We start from the raw sequence: 18,274 nt of genomic DNA, 5'->3' as shown, positions 1-18,274 counted from the left end.
GATTACTTGCTGACGCGACGCGTATAGTCGGCAAATGCCGTAAGCTGACCGCGCAGGAAATCGAGCGTGCCCTGATCAATCACTTCACCAATCTGCTCATCCACTTTGTTCTGGATCACGCCGCCCATAAATTCAGGTTTATTCATCACCATCGCATCCAGGAACACCAGAATCTGACGCAGGTGATACTGGCAACGTGCGCCGCCGACCGGGCCCATTGAGCTGGTCTGGATCAGCACCGGTTTACCCGCCAGTGGCTGATTCGGCAAACGGGAAATCCAGTCGATGGCATTTTTTAGGCCGCCTGGCACAGAATAGTTATATTCCGGCGTCACAATGATCACGCCGTCAGCCTGACGGATTTGCTCTGCTATGGCTTCTATATCAGCCGGAAAACCTTCTTCCTGCTGAATATCTGCATCATAAAGCGGCAGTGTACCGATGGAAGGCAACGCCTCAATACTGATGCCCTCTGGCGCCACTTTCGGCAAGGTACGGGCGACCATTCCGTTATAAGACGCTTTACGAAGACTGCCTAACAGTGTGACAAACTTCAGTGGTTGAGCTGACATGGGTAACTCCTGTTATGGGTGACTTTTCGAAAGGAATTGCCTGTAACCATAAACGAAAACATCACAACTGGCGTAAACAAACGTGTAGTTTTATTTAGCGGGTGGCAGGCTGATGAACTTCATGAAGTGTGGTGATTCAGATTGCTGATCGACTGACAGGGTTTGCGTGCGGGTAAAGCCGTTTTCAGGTTCATAACGCCAGCATTGCAAACGGATAATTGAGGGAGATTGCGCACAGGCCCAGGTAATTGAGCCTTCAATGTCACTCATCACCTGCGCCTCGGGCGTTATGGTAGACCGCAAACGACCCGAAGCAGGATTCAGGCTGAGCGTAAGCGGGCTCTGATCGTTCAGGCCGGACATTTTCAGCATGCTCTGGCGGATACACCACAGTTGAAGCGAGGATTCCACCGGATCCGATTGCATGGCAATCCAGGTTTTCTCCACGGCAGAAAGCTGTAATTGCTGTTGCGGATTCACCAGCGCACTGCGGGCATGAATGATTTCGAGATCGAGGCCGACTTTTCCTTCGCTGCTGATTAAAACACCGACGGTACTTCCGGCATACGCCAGACTGAAATCCGGCAGATCAGGGGATTCAAAACTTGGACGACCGCTCGGCAGCGTTATAACGTTGGGAAGCTCAGCGATGCCGTAAAGATAGAAAATCATTTCAGCCAGCAGAACGCGGCCGTTTAAGAAACGCTTGCGCTGTTTTTCGGAAAGGTGTCTGGCGAATAATATGATCTCTTTGGGCAACCGGTGTGTATCCGGTTCTGCATCCGTCATTGCCCATCTTGCAAAATGGCACGCCATTGTTCACTCCATGATTAATGGTTCGACCGCATTTTCTCAATTGTGCTAAAGAATAACATTAAGAGAAATCATTAAAAACCGCTTAAAACCCGCAGCACTGCACACTTTTTTCCCTTTTCCGACAATATTTCATCATCATAAAGTGAAAGCCATCACAGCCTAAGTCCCTTATTGAGAAAGAATATCATTGGAATGATGTTCTGGTTTTTTACGCATACCCTTCTCACGCCAGATATATCTACTATAGCAACATAAAGAAACGTCAGAAAATGCCGTTACTAATTAAGCAGCGATCTCGCTGCTTTGCCTGTGAGTGCCCAAAAATGTTAAAAACAACGCAATCCCGCTTTATCGCATTGATCAGCTTGTTTTTTATTGCGCTGGTCATCGTTACGCTTATCGTGATCCAGGTGTATATCGCTCCCCAGCTGAAGCAGACAGAAAGTAATCTGGTGGCTAATCAGGTGGATGACGTTGCGGTGGCAATTAATGACCGCTTGAATAAAGTTGAGTCTCAGGTACGGACCATTACCCAGACTGTCGCACAAATGGACAGCGACAGTATCGATCGTTTACTTCCGGCACTGGTTGATCAGTACGGTGACGTTGCGGTATTTGGCGGCGGGATCTGGCCACTGCCGAATCAACGCGATCCGGCCAAAATCAAATTCAGCACTTTCTTTGCCCGTAATAATAATAATCAGCTGACGGTCAATACCTTCTGGAACAGCGCTGAATCTCCCAACTATTTCGATCAGTCGTGGTATCTGGCGGCTTCAAAAGGTGAAAAGGGCCAGTGTGTCTGGGCGCCTGCTTATTTCGATGACGCCAGCACGCAGCCGCGGACTAACTGTGCGATGCCGATTTACAAAGGCGATAAACAATGGGGTGTCGCAACCATTGACCTCACACTGGGTTTCTTTAACCAACTGGTGACGGAGATGGAAAAAAAGGTTCATGCGAAAATTTATATCGTGGAAAAAGACGGCACGATCGTCGGTACCAGCCATTCTACCGATGAAAAATTGCCGAAACTGGCTTCACTGGGTGAGACTTCTCCACTGGCGATGCAGATCCGCAAAAGTCTGGATCAGATCAACGGACAGGCGAGTCTGATCGCTGACTACGACAATGACGGCACGTCGCACACCCTATTCATGAGTAACATTCAGGGACCCTGGTTTATCGCCACCGATATGCCGACCAGCCAGTTACTGGCGCGCAGCCACAGCATTCTGGCGAGCCTCGGACTGGTTCAAATCCCGATGGTCTTGTTGTTACTGATCGTTCTGATCGCCGCAATTAAAATTTTCATGCGCCAGCTGGCAGCACTGAATAGAAATATCGCCCAGCTTTCCGCCGGCGGTGCCGACTTAACCCGTCGTTTGCCGGAAAGCCGAAGCCCTGAGTTCAATCAGATCAACCAGAATTTCAACGGCTTCCTGTCTTTCCTGCAGTCGATTCTGCGTCAGGTCGGCGACAGTAGTCTGGCGATCACCTCGGCCTCGCGTCAGATTGCCAGCGGTAACCTGGACTTGTCAGCACGAACCGAAGAGCAGGCCAGTTCGATTGTCGAAACGGCAGCCTCAATGGAACAACTGACCAGCACCGTGAAACAGAACGCTGCCAATGCGGAAGGGGCTAACCAGCTGGCGCGTGATGCCTCTGCTGTTGCTGAGAAGGGCTCGGAGGTGGTGAAACAAGTGGTTGAGACCATGGGTTCGATCACCCGTTCTTCTCATAAAATCGTCGATATCATCAGCGTGATCGACGGCATCGCTTTCCAGACTAACATTCTGGCGCTGAATGCGGCGGTTGAAGCGGCGCGTGCCGGTGAACAGGGGCGAGGCTTCGCCGTTGTGGCATCCGAGGTACGCAGTCTGGCACAGCGGTCGGCCACTTCGGCGCGTGAAATCAAAAAACTGATCGAGGATTCGGTGGCAGATATCTCCACCGGCAGCGAACTGGTGGCGACCGCCGGGACGACGATGGATGAAGTCATGGGCGGCGTAAATAATGTTGCGACACTGATGAACGAAATCATGTCTTCCAGTCAGGAACAAAGTCTCGGCATTGAGCAGGTTAACGTCGCGATCACTCAGCTGGATAATGCGACGCAGCAGAATGCCGCGCTGGTTGAGCAGGTTTCGGCTGCCGCACAGGCGATGCAGGATCAGACCGTTCAGCTGGAGACCGTGGTTGCAGGCTTTAAGCTCTGATCACGTTTGCTATAGAAAGTTGAACCAGGCGGTGAGTGAGCGATCACTCACCGCTTTTTATTTTGAACAGCGCCTCAGTAAAAGGTGTGTTCAGTCATAAAATTAATCAGGCTGGTGAGTTTGGCGCGTGGTCTGAAATCGGGCAGATACACCAGATGTACCGGACGTGGCTTCGGGATAAAAGCCTCAAGCACAGGGATCAGTTTTCCGCTGGTAATATCACTGGCCAGAAGAACTTTGGGCTGCAACAGCAAACCGGCGCCTTCCAGCGCAGCGGCGCGTAATGCATGGCCGTCGTTTGATACATAACGGCTATGGACAGGCCACGCTGACGTGGTGTGCTCTGCATTCGCCAGATGCCAGCCTTCGCTCTGATTCCAGACGGTATGCACCAGGCACGGGTGCGTTTTCAAATCTTCAGGCGAAGCGGGCATACCAAAACGCTGCAAATATTCCGGAGAAGCACAGATCACCATTTCATAGGGGGCCAGCGGCTTCGCGACCAGCCGGTCATCACCTGTTTCGCCAATGCGAATCGCCGCGTCAAAACCCTCTGCGAGCAAATCCACCCGGGCATTGCTCAGTATCAGCTCCACATTGATTTTAGGGTGTTTTTGCAGATAACGGGCCAGCATCGGCGCTACCACGCTGGAGCCGAGTGACACCGGCGCGCTGACCCGCAGCAGCCCGGTCGGTACGCTTTGCAGGCTTTCCATCGCGCTTTCCGTAAATTTCATCTGTTCCAGCACCCGTTTTCCATTCTCATAAAATACTTCACCGGCATCGGTCAGGCTTTGCCTGCGGGTGGTGCGTTGCAACAGGCGGGCATTCAGATACTTTTCTAACTGCTGAATGTGCTTGCCAACCATCACTGCGGAGATCCCCAGTTTTTCTGCCGCGGTGCTGAAATTTCCGGTTTCTACTACGCTGACAAAGACTTCGATATTCCGCAGCTTATCCATATTACAAACCCTGAGTTAGAACAGAACGAATAATTCGAGTCTATATCTAACCCTCAGTTTGGTGAAAGATGAACCCACAAACATTATTGAGGAGTCTGTGATGAAAATTTTAGTGATTGGCGGGACGGGTACATTGGGTAAAGCCGTAGTGCGTGAGTTTGCCGGTGATCATGAGGTGATCACGGCAGGTAAAACACAGGGGGATTTTCAGGTAGATATCACCGACGAAAACAGCGTAAAAACGCTTTTCCAACGTACGGGTAAACTCGATGCGATTATCACAACCACAGGGAGCCTGCATTTCGGCCCGCTGACAGAAATGACTGCAGAACAATTCAATATTGGTTTACAGGATAAACTGCTCGGGCAGGTACGCATTGCGCTGATCGGTCAGGCATTTCTCAATGATGGTGGTTCCATCACGCTGACCAGCGGGATTATTGCTGATGAGCCCATCCGTCAGGGGGCCAACGCCACCACGGTGAATGCGGCAGTCGAGGGCTTTGTACGTGGTGCATCGATTGAGTTACCACGCGGGATGCGTATTAATGCCGTCAGCCCGACAGTGGTAGAAGAATCCCTTGCAGGCTATGGCCCGTTCTTCCCTGGCTTTGAAGCGGCCCCGGCAGCACGTGTGGCAAAAGCGTACCGCCGCAGTGTGGAAGGGGCACAGAACGGGCGGATTTATAAAGTCTGGTAAGGCCCGACCTTCTGAAGCCAATAAAAACCCGCATGTTAAAATGCGGGTTTTTATTGCGCATGACAGATTATTTGCCGATGCAGAAACTGGAGAAAATACGGCCCAGCAAATCATCGGATGTAAATTCACCGGTGATTTCACTCAGCGATTGCTGTGCCAGACGCAGTTCTTCTGCCAGTAATTCCCCCGCCCATGCACCAAGCAGCTGATCTTTACCCTGAACCAGATGCTGTGCAGCCTGTTCCAGCGCCTGTAAGTGACGGCGACGGGCAAGGAATCCACCTTCCATATTGTGATTAAAGCCCATCACCTGTTTCAGATGATCGCGCAGCAGGTCAACGCCGTCACCGGTACGGGCGGAAAGGCGAATAAGTGAGTGACCATTCACTTGTGTCTGCCCCAGCGCTTCGCCAGTGATATCAGCTTTATTACGCACAACCACGATAGGCAAAGAGGCTGGCAGGCGGGCCATAAATTCAGGCCAGATTTGTGCAGGTTCCGTAGCGGCCGTTGTGGTGCCGTCGACCATAAACAGTACCAAATCAGCTTGTTCGATCTCATTCCATGCACGTTCGATACCGATACGCTCAACTTCGTCGCTGGCTTCGCGCAACCCGGCGGTGTCGATAATATGCAAAGGCATGCCGTCTAAGTGAATGTGTTCGCGTAAAACGTCACGGGTGGTGCCGGCAATATCGGTCACGATCGCGGCTTCACGACCGGCCAGTGCATTCAGCAGGCTGGATTTCCCGGCATTCGGACGCCCGGCAATCACCACTTTCATTCCTTCACGCAGCAGACTGCCCTGACGCGCTTCAGCACGCACCGCATCAAGATCGCCCATCACCGTATTGAGTTTGGCTTCGATTTTGCCGTCAGACAGGAAGTCGATTTCCTCGTCGGGGAAGTCAATAGCCGCTTCGACAAAGATCCGCAGGTGAGTGAGTGCTTCCACCAAATGATGAATACGGTTCGAGAAAGCGCCCTGTAATGAATTAACGGCTGAACGTGCCGCCTGCTCAGAACTGGCATCAATCAGGTCAGCAATGGCCTCAGCCTGCGCCAGATCGAGTTTATCATTGAGGAATGCACGTTCAGAGAATTCGCCCGGACGCGCAATACGTACATTTTCAAGCGCAATGATGCGTTTAAGCAGCAAATCCAGGATCACCGGCCCGCCGTGACCTTGCAGCTCAAGTACGTCTTCACCGGTAAAGGAATTCGGGCCGGGGAACCACAGCGCGATGCCCTGATCCAGCGTACTGCCATCGGCATCCTGAAACGGCAGATAATCGGCATAACGCGGCTTGGGCAGTTTGCCTAAGACAGCCTGTGCCACATCACGCGCCGCGCGGCCGGAAACGCGTAAAATGCCTACACCACCGCGGCCGGGGGGCGTTGCCTGGGCAATGATGGTATCTGAGGTGCTCATATTCATCTCTTTTGGTCTTTTTACGGATATGCAAAAGGCGATCAAATGATCGCCTTTGTTTTTTATCATCAAGTTTAGCTGTCAGGACGAAACCCGTCCTGACTTTCACTTATGACTTTTTCTTGTCGCGGCTGTGCAGGCCACGTTTTTCCAGCCCGCGATAAATCAGCTGTTGCTGGAGAATGGTTACCAGGTTACTGACGATGTAGTACACCACCAGACCGGACGGGAACCACAGGAAGAACACGGTGAAGATGACCGGCATGAAGGTCATGATCTTCTGCTGCATCGGGTCGGTTACGGTGGTCGGCGACATCTTCTGGATGAAGAACATCGTGATACCCATCAGAACCGGCAGAATGTAGTACGGGTCTTGTGCTGACAGGTCATGGATCCACAGGATGAATGGCGCATGACGCAATTCAATGGAACCAGACAGCATGTAATACAGTGCCAGGAAGATTGGCATCTGAATAACCAGCGGCAGACAGCCCCCCAGCGGGTTCACTTTCTCGGACTTATACAGCGCCATCATTTCCTGACTCATGCGCTGTTTGTCATCCCCGATACGCTCACGCATGGCGGCCAGTTTAGGCTGCAACATACGCATTTTCGCCATCGACGTGTACTGTGCGCGGGTCAGGGGATACATGATACCGCGGACAATAAAGGTGATAACGATGATCGAGAAGCCCCAGTTACCGACAAACCCTTGAATGAATTTCAACAGCTTGAACAGTGGCTGAGAGATGAACCACAACCAACCGTAGTCAACCGTCAGGTCAAGGTGTGGCGCGATTGCAGCCATCTTGTCCTGAATTTCCGGGCCAACCCACAGGATCGAAGCAACTTGTTGCTGTGCGCCCGGTGCAACGGTAAACGGTGTGCCTTTAAAGCCAATCGTTGAAATACCGTTATTGGTGGTCGTGAAGAAAGTGTTGGTGTCTTTCGCTGATGGGATCCACGCCGTTGCAAAGTACTGCTGCAACATTGCAACCCAACCGCCCTGAGTCGTGACATTCAGTGCATCGCTCTTATCGAACGCATACTTCTGATATTTGTCATCGCTTGAGGAATATGCCGCGCCGCGGAAAGTGTGAAGGGCAAAGTTATTACTGCCGGTATCACGGTGCTTAGGCAATTCGGTGGTTTGTTTCAGCTGACCGAACATAGTCAGGTCAAGCGGGGTTGCCGTGGTGTTGTTGATATTGTATTCAACGTTTACCGCGTAAGAGCCACGTTTGATCACGAAGGTTTTGGTATAAATTGCACCGTTTGCCGCCGTGTAAGTCATCGGAATGCGCAGTTCAGACTGACCTTCAGCCATCGTGAAGGTATCGGAGCTCGCCTGGAACAGAGGGCGTTCGCCGTTAGCCGGATTGTCTGGACCGTTTTTGCCTGTCAGGCCACTTTGTGCCTGATAGAGGAAATTAGGAGTCGTTTCTAATAACTGGAAAGGCTGGTCAGAACCCAAAGACGTCGGGTAAGCCTTCAGCAGAGCCTGCTCAATGTCGCCACCACGGGTGTTGATCGTTAATGACAGCACATCACTGTTAACTGTAATTAATTTGCCCTGTCCGCTATCAGGAACAGCCTGATTAGCAGCATCACCGTTTGCAGTGTTCGCAGTCTGTTGCGTGGTCTGGTTGGCCGGTTGCGGAGCGTGGTCCGTTTGCCATGCCTGCCAGATCATGAAAGACACGAACAGCAGAGCGATGAGGAAAAGATTGCGTTGCGAATCCATCGTTAGTGTTCTCTGTTATTGTCGGTTTTCGGCGGTACGGGGTCATCACCACCTGGGTTCAAAGGATGGCATTTTAATACGCGTTTCAAAGTCAACCAACTGCCTTTTAACATGCCAAAACGACCAATTGCTTCAATACCGTATTGAGAGCAGGTTGGTCGAAAGCGGCAATGTGGCCCGAGCAACGGACTGATGAATAACTGATAACCACGTATCAGCTTTATCAGGATGCGGGAGCCTGTCGGCAATGTCGACGCCATAATTTCTCCAACGCTTCCGTCAGCGCGCGATTATCTAAATCGGCGACACCCTTTTTGGCTACTACCACAAAATCCATCGACGGCAGCGTATGCTGATTCAAGCGGAAACTTTCGCGGGTGAGGCGTTTGATCCGATTGCGTTCATGTGCGCGTTTGACGTGTTTTTTTGCGACGGTGAGACCGATGCGGGGATGCCCCAGCTCGTTCAGGCGGCCGAGTATCGTGATTTGCGGCGTGCCAGCCCGTTGTGGCTGCTGGAAGACGAAAGTGAAATGACGGGGAGTTAACAAACGTAACTCCCTGGGAAAAGCGAGCTTAACCACTAAATAGGTTAGCTTTTATTACTTAGAAGCTGACAGACGGGTACGGCCTTTCGCACGACGGCGAGCCAGAACCTGACGACCATTTTTGGTGGCCATACGAGCACGGAAGCCGTGGCTACGGTTGCGCTTCAATACGGACGGTTGGAAAGTGCGTTTCATGGCGATTTCTACCTAAACTTAAATTATTACTGATCAGTAAACGCGAAGACATTTCGGCGAAAAAACGACCGGTGCCTTTGTCGCAACATATAAAGAAGCGGGATTGTAATAACTGTACAGTCCTGAGTCAATTTACATTGCCAGAAATGGTTCAAGTGTTTACCAGAATTGCCCGTGGTCACACCGCAATATCCATCTGGTTATGACCATCAGGAACACAGGCTTCACACGTAGGGCTGAGGATTATACGGACTCTGCCATAAATCGCAAGGATCCTCGGCTGATCCTTATCCACAGGCGGGAGATCTTCCTCGCAGAGTGTTGAAATTTAGCTCAGCGGACTCCTATTTTTTCAGCAGAGTGATGATTACATCGCCTAATTTAAAAAGGATCGGCTAAGCTTACCCACTTGCCGATTGCTGCCTGTGGATAAAAAGGATCTAAACTGTCAGGAAGGGGAGGATCTCTGTGCCGGATTGCGTTATGATCCGCCATTCCGATCGCGATCCCGGCTGGGATGCTTTCGACAAAAATCGCAAAAAGCGGTTCGCACGTGACTTTACGCCACTGACAGGGTGGTAAGAGAAATTTCCCCCATTGACGGGCGGAACGTGTGCCAAAAATCATGATTTAAAAAACATCCTGATCCTTTTCTTTTTTGATACTTGTTCGAGTGGAGTCCGCCGTGTCACTTTCGCTTTGGCAGCAATGTCTTGCCCGTTTGCAGGATGAACTACCTGCCACAGAATTCAGTATGTGGATACGCCCCCTGCAGGCGGAACTCAACGACAATACGTTGGCGCTGTATGCCCCGAATCGTTTTGTCCTGGATTGGGTTCGTGACAAATACCTAAACAATATTAACGGTTTGCTTAATGATTTCTGTGGCCCGGATGCACCGTTGCTGCGTTTTGAAGTCGGCAGCAAGCCGGTGATCCAGCGTGTCAGTCAGCCTGTCGCCGCCAGTGTCAGTTCCCAGGCTGCGCCTGCCATTCCGCGTCTGGCACCTTCCCGTCCAAGCTGGGATAGCTCACCGGCTCAGCCCGAGCTGTCCTATCGTTCTAACGTCAACCCGAAACATACCTTTGATAACTTCGTAGAAGGTAAATCTAACCAGCTGGCCCGCGCGGCGGCGCGTCAGGTGGCAGATAATCCGGGAGGCGCGTACAACCCGCTCTTCCTTTATGGTGGCACCGGTCTGGGTAAAACCCACTTATTGCATGCGGTCGGTAACGGCATCATGGCGCGTAAAGCCAATGCTAAAGTGGTGTACATGCATTCCGAGCGTTTTGTACAGGACATGGTCAAAGCCCTGCAAAACAACGCCATCGAAGAGTTCAAACGGTACTACCGTTCTGTCGATGCGTTGCTCATCGATGACATTCAGTTCTTTGCTAATAAAGAACGTTCTCAGGAAGAGTTTTTCCACACCTTTAATGCCCTGCTGGAAGGCAATCAGCAGATCATCCTGACCTCGGATCGTTATCCGAAAGAGATCAACGGGGTTGAAGATCGTCTGAAATCGCGTTTCGGCTGGGGACTGACGGTGGCGATCGAGCCGCCGGAATTAGAGACCCGCGTGGCGATCCTGATGAAAAAGGCGGACGAGAACGATATCCGGCTGCCGGGTGAAGTCGCCTTCTTTATTGCTAAACGTCTGCGCTCTAATGTGCGTGAGCTTGAAGGCGCACTGAACCGCGTGATCGCCAACGCCAACTTTACCGGCCGTGCGATCACTATCGACTTCGTTCGTGAAGCGTTGCGCGATTTGTTAGCGCTTCAGGAGAAGCTGGTCACTATCGATAATATTCAGAAAACAGTGGCCGAATATTATAAAATCAAGGTCGCTGACCTGCTTTCCAAACGGCGTTCCCGTTCGGTAGCCCGCCCACGCCAGATGGCGATGGCGCTGGCGAAAGAGCTGACCAACCACAGCCTGCCAGAAATCGGCGATGCGTTCGGTGGTCGGGACCATACCACGGTGTTGCACGCCTGCCGTAAAATCGAGCAGTTGCGTGAAGAAAGTCACGACATCAAAGAAGATTTCTCCAACTTAATCAGAACATTATCTTCCTAGCGCTATGAAATTTATTGTTGAACGTGAGCATTTGCTGAAACCACTGCAACAGGTCAGTAGCCCGCTGGGTGGACGACCAACGTTGCCTATTCTGGGTAACCTGTTATTACAGGTAACGGATGGCGCGCTGTCGCTGACCGGGACGGATTTGGAAATGGAGATGGTGGCGAAAGTCGCGCTGTCTCAGCCACATGAAGCGGGCGCCACCACGGTGCCGGCACGTAAATTCTTTGATATTTGCCGTGGATTGCCGGAAGGCGCGGAAATTTCCGTCGCTCTCGACGGCGATCGCATGCTGGTAAAATCAGGCCGCAGCCGTTTCTCGCTGTCGACTCTGCCAGCCACAGATTTCCCAAATCTGGATGACTGGCAAAGCGAAGTAGAATTCACCCTGCCGCAGGCTACGCTGAAACGCCTGATCGAAGCCACGCAGTTCTCCATGGCACATCAGGACGTTCGTTATTATTTAAACGGCATGCTGTTTGAAACCGAAGGTGAAGAGCTGCGTACTGTTGCGACCGACGGCCACCGTCTGGCGGTGTGTTCTATGTCAATCGGCCAGTCCCTGCCGTCGCATTCGGTGATCGTGCCTCGTAAAGGCGTGATGGAACTGGTGCGTCTGCTTGACGGCGGTGACACCACATTGCAGCTGCAAATCGGCAGCAATAATATCCGTGCTCACGTTGGCGATTTTATCTTTACCTCTAAGCTGGTTGACGGTCGCTTCCCGGATTATCGCCGCGTATTGCCGAAGAATCCGGACAAAACGCTGCAAGCCGGCTGTGATTTACTGAAACAGGCGTTTGCCCGCGCAGCGATTCTTTCTAATGAAAAATTCCGTGGCGTGCGTTTGTATGTCAGCCATAACCAGCTGAAAATCACCGCGAATAACCCGGAACAGGAAGAAGCAGAAGAAATTCTGGATGTCGGCTATGAAGGCACCGAAATGGAAATCGGTTTCAACGTCAGTTACGTACTGGATGTGCTCAACGCCCTCAAGTGCGAAGATGTGAATCTGCTGCTGACGGACTCTGTCTCCAGCGTGCAGATCGAAGACGCTGCGAGCCAGTCGGCCGCCTACGTCGTCATGCCAATGAGGCTCTGATCGGGCTGTCTTACTTGTCATTTTGCGCTTGGGCAGTGCTCGCAATGCTCACGTACCTGAGTACGCTCCGCTTGCTGTGCGCTGTCCGCACGCAAACTGACAGCGACGATGACGCCCTGGAATGGATGTAGATGGCCTTAACGCGCTTACTGATAAAAGATTTCCGCAACATCGAGGCGGCGGATTTGGATCCGTCGTCCGGTTTTAACTTTCTGGTTGGTCCCAATGGCAGCGGTAAAACCAGTGTGCTCGAAGCGGTATATACGCTGGGGCATGGCCGCGCTTTTCGCAGTTTGCAGGCAGGACGTGTTATCCGTCACGAGCAGCCGGAGTTTGTGCTCCATGCGCGTGTGGATGACGGTGGTGATCGCGAATTGTCGATTGGCCTGAGCAAAAGTCGTCAGGGCGACAGTAAAGTGCGCATTGATGGCAGTGACGGCCACAAAGTGTCGGAACTGGCCCAGATGCTGCCCATGCAACTTATCACACCCGAAGGCTTTACCCTGCTTAATGGCGGGCCGAAGTACCGGCGGGCGTTTATTGACTGGGGTTGTTTTCATCACGACCCCGGTTTTTTTATCGCCTGGAGCAACCTGCGACGGTTACTCAAGCAGCGCAACGCCGCGCTGCGACAGGTGAGTCGTTATGCGCAAATTCGTGCCTGGGATCAGGAACTGATCCCGTTAGCCGAACGCATTAGCGAATGGCGGGCGGCTTACAGCGACGCGATCGCAGCTGATATCAGCGCGACCTGCGCGCAATTCCTGCCTGAATTTGCCCTCAGTTTTTCTTTCCAGCGTGGATGGGACAAGGAAACTGAGTACGGCGAGTTGCTGGAGCGTAATTTTGAACGCGACAGAGCCTTAACCTATACCGCATCAGGCCCGCATAAAGCGGATTTCCGCATTCGTGCCGACGGCACGCCGGTGGAAGATTTACTGTCCCGCGGGCAGCTGAAATTACTGATGTGTGCGCTGAGACTGGCGCAGGGTGAGTTCCTCACCCGACAGAGCGGGCGGCGTTGCCTGTATCTTCTTGACGATTTTGCCTCCGAGCTGGACGCCGACCGACGTCGGTTGCTGGCCGATCGCCTGAAAGCCACCCGGGCACAGGTTTTTGTCAGTGCGATAAGCGCTGAGCAAGTGACCGATATGATGGGTGAAAAGGGCAAGATGTTCCGCGTGGAACAAGGTAAAATAGCCGTTCTATCACAGGACTAAAAATGAGCGAGAAACGTTGATGTCGAATTCTTATGACTCCTCAAGTATCAAGGTATTAAAAGGGCTGGACGCGGTGCGTAAGCGCCCCGGCATGTATATCGGCGATACCGATGACGGCACTGGTCTGCACCACATGGTATTCGAGGTTGTGGACAACGCTATCGACGAAGCCCTCGCGGGCCACTGTAAAGAGATTCAGGTCACGATCCATGCGGATAACTCTGTTTCCGTACAGGATGATGGTCGTGGTATTCCGACCGGCATTCATGAAGAAGAGGGCGTTTCTGCTGCTCAGGTCATCATGACCGTGCTTCATGCTGGCGGTAAATTCGACGATAACTCGTATAAAGTCTCCGGCGGCCTGCATGGCGTGGGTGTTTCCGTCGTTAACGCCTTGTCAGAAAAACTGGAACTGGTTATCCGCCGTGAAGGCAAAGTGCACACCCAGACTTATGTGCATGGCGAGCCTCAGGATCCGCTGAAAGTCATTGGCGATACTGACGTAACCGGTACCACGGTACGTTTCTGGCCGAGTTTCCAGACCTTCACGAATCACACTGAATTCGAGTATGACATCCTGGCAAAACGCCTGCGTGAACTGTCATTCCTGAACTCTGGTGTGGCAATCCGTTTGCTGGATAAACGTGATGGTAAGAATGATCATTTCCATTATGAGGGCGGTATCAAAGCCTTCGTGGAATACCTGAACAAGAACAAAACCCCAATCCACCCGACCGTATTCTATTTCTCTACGGTGAAGGACGATATTGGTGTTGAGATTGCATTGCAGTGGAATGACGGTTTCCAGGAAAACATTTACTGCTTCACCAACAATATTCCACAGCGTGATGGCGGGACTCACTTAGCCGGTTTCCGTTCGGCGATGACCCGTACCCTGAACGCCTACATGGATAAAGAAGGTTACAGCAAGAAATCCAAAATCAGTGCCACCGGTGACGATGCCCGTGAAGGCCTGATTGCTGTTGTTTCTGTTAAGGTGCCTGATCCTAAGTTCTCTTCACAGACCAAAGACAAACTGGTTTCTTCAGAAGTGAAAACGGCTGTTGAAACGCTGATGAACGAAAAGCTGGTGGATTACCTGATGGAAAACCCGTCAGACGCCAAAATCGTTGTCGGTAAAATCATTGATGCGGCGCGCGCCCGTGAAGCGGCCCGCAAAGCGCGTGAAATGACCCGCCGTAAAGGCGCGCTGGATCTGGCTGGCTTGCCAGGCAAACTGGCGGATTGTCAGGAACGTGACCCGGCTCATTCCGAACTGTACTTAGTGGAAGGGGACTCTGCGGGCGGCTCTGCAAAACAAGGCCGTAACCGTAAGAACCAGGCGATTCTGCCGTTGAAAGGTAAAATCCTCAACGTAGAGAAAGCGCGCTTCGACAAAATGCTCTCTTCGCAGGAAGTCGCGACACTGATTACTGCGCTCGGTTGCGGCATTGGTCGTGACGAATACAATCCGGACAAACTGCGCTATCACAGCATCATCATCATGACCGATGCCGACGTCGATGGTTCACACATCCGTACTCTGCTGCTGACTTTCTTCTACCGTCAGATGCCTGAAATTGTAGAACGTGGCCATGTGTTTATCGCACAACCGCCGTTGTACAAAGTGAAAAAAGGTAAGCAGGAACAGTATATTAAAGATGACGAAGCCATGGATCAGTATCAGATTTCCATCGCGATGGACGGGGCAACGTTACATGCCAACGCCCATGCACCGGCCCTGGCGGGTGAACCGCTGGAGAAACTGGTGGCTGAACATCACAGCGTGCAGAAAATGATTGGCCGTATGGAACGTCGTTATCCGCGTGCTTTGCTGAATAACCTGATCTATCAGCCAACGCTGCCGGGGTCTGATCTGACTGATCAGGCGAAAGTTCAGGCCTGGATGGAATCGCTGGTCGCGCGTCTCAATGAGAAAGAGCAGCACGGCAGTTCTTACAGCGCGATCGTGCGTGAAAACCGCGAACATCAGCTGTTCGAACCGGTTCTGCGTATCCGTACGCACGGTGTCGATACGGATTACGATCTGGATGCTGACTTCATCCAGGGCGGCGAATACCGCAAAATCTGTGCACTGGGCGAACAGCTTCGCGGCCTGATCGAAGAAGATGCCTTCATCGAACGTGGCGAACGCCGTCAGCCAGTGACCAGCTTCGAGCAGGCCCTGGAATGGCTGGTGAAAGAGTCCCGTCGTGGCCTGTCGATTCAGCGATACAAAGGTCTGGGCGAGATGAACCCTGATCAGCTGTGGGAAACCACCATGGATCCTGAGCAACGTCGCATGTTACGTGTGACGGTGAAAGATGCCATCGCGGCTGACCAGTTGTTCACCACGCTGATGGGCGATGCGGTTGAACCGCGTCGCGCCTTTATCGAAGAGAACGCCCTGAAAGCGGCCAATATTGATATCTGATCAAGGCATGAGCTGATAAAAAGTCCGAACCGGGAAACCGTTTCGGACTTTTTTTTCGTCTGACGCACCCCGCATTCCGGCTGGCTTTACAGCGGGTAATCGCGTTAGCATTGAGCAAGATTTCTTAAACTCTGAGGATGCTATGGCTATTGAATTAATTGCAATTGATATGGACGGGACGTTGCTCAATCCGCAGCATGAAGTGACACCCGCCGTTAAAAAAGCGTTGTCAGAAGCACGGGCGAAAGGTGTGCAAATCGTTCTGGCGACGGGCCGTCCTTTTATCGGTGTACAGCGCTATCTGATGGAACTGGATTTACAGCAGGACGGTTGTTATTGCATCACCAATAATGGCGCGCTGGTGCATAATGCCAAAGATGGCAGCGTGATCGCCGAAATAGCCCTCAGAATTGATGATTATCATTACTTCGAACAGCTCGCCCGTCAGCTTGGTGTGCATTTCCATGCCCTGACAAAAAATGATCTGTTTACCGCTAACCGCCATATCAGCAAATACAGCGTACATGAATCCTACACCACCGGCATTCCGCTGCAATTCTGTCCGGCAGAGGAAATGGATCCGGCGCTCACGTTCCCGAAAGTGATGATGATTGATGATCCGCAACTGCTGGACCGCGCTATCAGCCAGCTTCCTGCTGAGGCAAAAGAACGCTACACCATCATGAAAAGCTCGCCGTATTTCCTTGAAATCCTTGATAAGCGCGTGAATAAAGGCGAAGGCGTGAAGGCACTGGCAGAAAAACTGGGTATTGCGCGTGCGAGTGTGATGACGCTCGGCGACCAGGAAAATGACATTGCGATGCTGGAATATGCCGGGATTGGCGTTGCGATGGGAAATGCGCTGGACAGCGTAAAAGCCGTCAGCCAGTTCGTCACCAAAACGAACACTGAAGACGGTGTGGCGTTTGCAATCGAGAAGTTCGTTCTGAACGTCTGAACCTGTAAGGCAGAAGGAGCCACGTGGCCATGGAAAAACAATTAACTTCTGATGCCCGCGGGCATCAGCTGACTAACATTAACGTCTGGACGCCGGACAGCCAGTGGCTGGCGTATGACGTGCGCCCGCATGGTGGTTCTTTTACCGGCTCAACCATTGAGCGGGTGAATGTCGAAACGGCTGAGGTACAAGTGCTTTATCAGGCACATCACGGCGCACATGTGGGTGTGGTAACCGTCAGCCCGGATCTGCCTGCCCGTTATGCGTTTATTCATGGCCCGGAAAATCCGGATGAAAGCTGGCAGTATGATTTTCATCACCGTCGCGGTGTCATCGTTTCAGAGCCTGCAGGCGAAAAGGCCGTGACGCTGGATGCGATGGACATCACCGCCCCTTTTACCGCCGGAGCCCTGCGCGGTGGCTCACATGTTCACGTATTCAGCCCGGACGGTTCGCGTCTGAGTTTTACCTATAATGACCATGTGTTGCATGAACGTGCGCCGGCACTCGACCTGCGTAATGTTGGCGTCGCTGTTTCAGGTTATCCGGTAGTTTCTCCAAAACATCACCCGCGTGAATACGATGGAAGCCATTTCAGCGTTCTGGTTAGCGAAACCACGCCCTGTCCTCAGCCCGGCAGCGATGAAATCAACCGGGCTTATGAAGAGGGCTGGATCGGGCATGAAGGCTATCTGAAACCGGATGGCAGCCGTCAGCGATGGGCACTGGCCTTTATCGGCGATACTCTTTCCGCCCGCGGCGAAAAGCATCCTGAAGTCTATGTGGTGGATTTGCCACACCATGATCAGGATTACCGTCAGTCGGGTGATAAACCTTTGCAGGGCACGCCGGAAATGTTGCCCGCTCCCCCTTCAGGCGTAAAGCAAAGGCGCATCACCTTTACTGAAAACGGCATCGCTACCCAGCCACGCCACTGGCTACGCACATCGCCGGATGGCGAACAGATTGCGTTTCTGATGAAAGACCAAAACGGGGTCGTGCAGGTCTGGACGGTTTCACCGAACGGGGGCGAACCGGTGCAAATCAGCCATACCGGGCAGGGGGTTCAGTCTGCGTTCAGCTGGAGTCCTGATGGAAAATCGCTGGCACTGGTATGCGATAACAGCGTGATGCGTCTTGATGTTAAAAGCGGAGAAATGCAGCGGTTAACGCAGAGAACGGAGATTACGCCTTGCGCCGATGCGGTCGTGTATTCACCGGATGGCAGCAAAGTGGCGTTTATGCGCCAGTGTGGGGAATTCGCTCAGATTTTTGTTACCGACGCTCAGTAGC

General features: G+C 52.3%; 16 protein-coding genes. 8 read left to right on the top strand and 8 right to left on the bottom strand.

The window, feature by feature from the left end; all coding sequences use genetic code 11:
- Nucleotides 1–2 precede the first annotated feature (2 nt).
- Complete coding sequence (locus ETV65_RS17075) at nt 3–572, bottom strand: NADPH-dependent FMN reductase (protein WP_129954105.1); 570 nt, start codon at nt 570–572, stop codon at nt 3–5.
- A gap of 90 nt (nt 573–662) precedes the next feature.
- Nucleotides 663–1,388 carry a hypothetical protein gene (locus tag ETV65_RS17070; protein WP_129954103.1) on the bottom strand — a complete coding sequence of 242 codons (726 nt, stop codon included), beginning with the start codon at nt 1,386–1,388 and terminating at the stop codon, nt 663–665.
- 323 nt (nt 1,389–1,711) lie between these two features.
- On the opposite strand from ETV65_RS17070, the gene ETV65_RS17065 reads away from it, so the two are divergent.
- Nucleotides 1,712–3,607 (top strand): methyl-accepting chemotaxis protein, encoded by a 1,896-nt coding sequence (locus ETV65_RS17065; RefSeq protein ID WP_129954101.1) that lies wholly within the window; start codon nt 1,712–1,714, stop codon nt 3,605–3,607.
- Nucleotides 3,608–3,681: 74 nt separating this feature from the next.
- Here ETV65_RS17065 and ETV65_RS17060 read toward each other — a convergent pair whose 3' ends face one another.
- The gene (locus tag ETV65_RS17060; protein ID WP_129954099.1) at nt 3,682–4,569 is read right to left on the bottom strand and encodes a LysR substrate-binding domain-containing protein; all 888 of its coding nucleotides are present in this window, start codon (nt 4,567–4,569) and stop codon (nt 3,682–3,684) included.
- A 100-nt stretch (nt 4,570–4,669) separates the two neighbouring features.
- On the opposite strand from ETV65_RS17060, the gene ETV65_RS17055 reads away from it, so the two are divergent.
- On the top strand, nt 4,670–5,269 hold the full coding sequence (locus ETV65_RS17055) for a short chain dehydrogenase (RefSeq protein WP_129954097.1): 600 nt from the start codon (nt 4,670–4,672) through the stop codon (nt 5,267–5,269).
- Between the two features lie 67 nt (nt 5,270–5,336).
- On the opposite strand, the gene mnmE is transcribed toward ETV65_RS17055, so the two are convergent.
- The 5 genes from mnmE to rpmH form a co-directional block, all read right to left on the bottom strand.
- Complete coding sequence (mnmE, locus tag ETV65_RS17050; RefSeq protein ID WP_129954095.1) at nt 5,337–6,701, bottom strand: tRNA uridine-5-carboxymethylaminomethyl(34) synthesis GTPase MnmE; 1,365 nt, start codon at nt 6,699–6,701, stop codon at nt 5,337–5,339.
- 109 nt (nt 6,702–6,810) lie between these two features.
- Nucleotides 6,811–8,445, bottom strand: a complete 1,635-nt coding sequence (gene yidC / locus ETV65_RS17045) for a membrane protein insertase YidC (RefSeq protein WP_129954093.1) — start codon at nt 8,443–8,445, stop codon at nt 6,811–6,813.
- Between the two features lie 2 nt (nt 8,446–8,447).
- Entirely contained in the window at nt 8,448–8,705 is a 258-nt protein-coding gene (yidD, locus tag ETV65_RS17040) for a membrane protein insertion efficiency factor YidD (protein ID WP_095924029.1), read from the bottom strand.
- Complete coding sequence (gene rnpA / locus ETV65_RS17035; protein ID WP_071823635.1) at nt 8,669–9,028, bottom strand: ribonuclease P protein component; 360 nt, start codon at nt 9,026–9,028, stop codon at nt 8,669–8,671. Before rnpA ends, yidD begins: the two co-directional genes overlap by 37 nt.
- An 18-nt stretch (nt 9,029–9,046) precedes the next feature.
- Nucleotides 9,047–9,187, bottom strand: coding sequence for a 50S ribosomal protein L34 (rpmH, locus tag ETV65_RS17030; protein WP_009637487.1), 141 nt, complete (start codon nt 9,185–9,187; stop codon nt 9,047–9,049).
- 685 nt (nt 9,188–9,872) lie between these two features.
- Between rpmH and dnaA the strand changes: the two genes are divergently transcribed.
- From dnaA to ETV65_RS16995, 6 genes are all read left to right on the top strand, one after another.
- Nucleotides 9,873–11,264, top strand: coding sequence for a chromosomal replication initiator protein DnaA (dnaA, locus tag ETV65_RS17020; RefSeq protein ID WP_129954089.1), 1,392 nt, complete (start codon nt 9,873–9,875; stop codon nt 11,262–11,264).
- A gap of 4 nt (nt 11,265–11,268) precedes the next feature.
- Nucleotides 11,269–12,369, top strand: a complete 1,101-nt coding sequence (dnaN, locus tag ETV65_RS17015) for a DNA polymerase III subunit beta (protein WP_129954088.1) — start codon at nt 11,269–11,271, stop codon at nt 12,367–12,369.
- Between the two features lie 131 nt (nt 12,370–12,500).
- Entirely contained in the window at nt 12,501–13,589 is a 1,089-nt protein-coding gene (gene recF / locus ETV65_RS17010) for a DNA replication/repair protein RecF (protein ID WP_129954086.1), read from the top strand.
- 19 nt (nt 13,590–13,608) lie between these two features.
- Complete coding sequence (gene gyrB, locus ETV65_RS17005; RefSeq protein ID WP_129954084.1) at nt 13,609–16,023, top strand: DNA topoisomerase (ATP-hydrolyzing) subunit B; 2,415 nt, start codon at nt 13,609–13,611, stop codon at nt 16,021–16,023.
- A gap of 142 nt (nt 16,024–16,165) precedes the next feature.
- Nucleotides 16,166–16,981, top strand: a complete 816-nt coding sequence (gene yidA / locus ETV65_RS17000; protein ID WP_129954082.1) for a sugar-phosphatase — start codon at nt 16,166–16,168, stop codon at nt 16,979–16,981.
- A gap of 29 nt (nt 16,982–17,010) precedes the next feature.
- Nucleotides 17,011–18,273 carry a DUF3748 domain-containing protein gene (locus tag ETV65_RS16995; protein ID WP_129954080.1) on the top strand — a complete coding sequence of 421 codons (1,263 nt, stop codon included), beginning with the start codon at nt 17,011–17,013 and terminating at the stop codon, nt 18,271–18,273.
- The last annotated feature ends 1 nt before the right edge of the window (nt 18,274 follow it).

Origin of the sequence: Rahnella sp. RFA10(1/100) (assembly GCF_004195115.1) — a bacterium.
Lineage (GTDB): Bacteria > Pseudomonadota > Gammaproteobacteria > Enterobacterales > Enterobacteriaceae > Rahnella > Rahnella perminowiae.
This window is presented reverse-complemented; position numbering and strand designations above follow the sequence as displayed.

Excerpts from the sequence above, each read along its gene's own strand:
- rpmH (WP_009637487.1), bottom strand. The coding sequence starts at position 9,187 with ATGAAACGCACTTTCCAACCGTCCGTATTGAAGCGCAACCGTAGCCAC.
- ETV65_RS17060 (WP_129954099.1), bottom strand. The coding sequence starts at position 4,569 with ATGGATAAGCTGCGGAATATCGAAGTCTTTGTCAGCGTAGTAGAAACC.
- ETV65_RS16995 (WP_129954080.1), top strand. The coding sequence starts at position 17,011 with ATGGAAAAACAATTAACTTCTGATGCCCGCGGGCATCAGCTGACTAAC.
- ETV65_RS17075 (WP_129954105.1), bottom strand. The coding sequence starts at position 572 with ATGTCAGCTCAACCACTGAAGTTTGTCACACTGTTAGGCAGTCTTCGT.
- ETV65_RS17070 (WP_129954103.1), bottom strand. The coding sequence starts at position 1,388 with ATGGCGTGCCATTTTGCAAGATGGGCAATGACGGATGCAGAACCGGAT.
- recF (WP_129954086.1), top strand. The coding sequence starts at position 12,501 with ATGGCCTTAACGCGCTTACTGATAAAAGATTTCCGCAACATCGAGGCG.
- ETV65_RS17055 (WP_129954097.1), top strand. The coding sequence starts at position 4,670 with ATGAAAATTTTAGTGATTGGCGGGACGGGTACATTGGGTAAAGCCGTA.
- gyrB (WP_129954084.1), top strand. The coding sequence starts at position 13,609 with ATGTCGAATTCTTATGACTCCTCAAGTATCAAGGTATTAAAAGGGCTG.
- yidD (WP_095924029.1), bottom strand. The coding sequence starts at position 8,705 with ATGGCGTCGACATTGCCGACAGGCTCCCGCATCCTGATAAAGCTGATA.
- dnaN (WP_129954088.1), top strand. The coding sequence starts at position 11,269 with ATGAAATTTATTGTTGAACGTGAGCATTTGCTGAAACCACTGCAACAG.
- ETV65_RS17065 (WP_129954101.1), top strand. The coding sequence starts at position 1,712 with ATGTTAAAAACAACGCAATCCCGCTTTATCGCATTGATCAGCTTGTTT.
- yidA (WP_129954082.1), top strand. The coding sequence starts at position 16,166 with ATGGCTATTGAATTAATTGCAATTGATATGGACGGGACGTTGCTCAAT.
- mnmE (WP_129954095.1), bottom strand. The coding sequence starts at position 6,701 with ATGAGCACCTCAGATACCATCATTGCCCAGGCAACGCCCCCCGGCCGC.
- yidC (WP_129954093.1), bottom strand. The coding sequence starts at position 8,445 with ATGGATTCGCAACGCAATCTTTTCCTCATCGCTCTGCTGTTCGTGTCT.